We start from the raw sequence: 405 nt of genomic DNA on the forward strand, positions 1-405 counted from the left end.
CCGGTTGGGCTAGTAAATTAACGTTAATTTGCTGTTTGTTTTTGGCGACCAGCTATCGCACTTTTCGCTCTCCGAAGAGAACAAAATCTTGCTTTCCGTTGGAGACTCCCAGAATCCCCAAGGGAAAGCGGGGGAAAATCCCCCACTCACCAGTAGAACGTCTCTACTTCTTCCGGCAAATCATCAAGAGGAGCAAGCACGTCCTCATCAACAATGTACCGTGGCTTCACAGAGCCAGTAACCGTTACACGGCACCGCTCTGATGACTTCTCTCTGTACTGGTCAACATCCTCAGGCTTCACGCCTGACGCCTTATCAGCCAACAGCTTTTTGTAGTCTACCCGGCCAGCCGCTTTGTATCTCGTTACCATCACACCGCAGTAGTCGGCATGGAAGTATTCCCCC

The 405-nt window shown here is 50.9% G+C and carries 1 protein-coding gene; it reads right to left on the reverse strand.

The features are described from left to right. Positions 1-146: 146 nt before the first annotated feature. A partial coding sequence (locus tag BHE89_RS21495) for a hypothetical protein (protein ID WP_458694251.1) occupies positions 147-405 on the reverse strand: 259 nt, incomplete at its 5' end.

Source organism: Shigella sp. FC1967, assembly GCF_001743005.1.
GTDB lineage: Bacteria > Pseudomonadota > Gammaproteobacteria > Enterobacterales > Enterobacteriaceae > Proteus.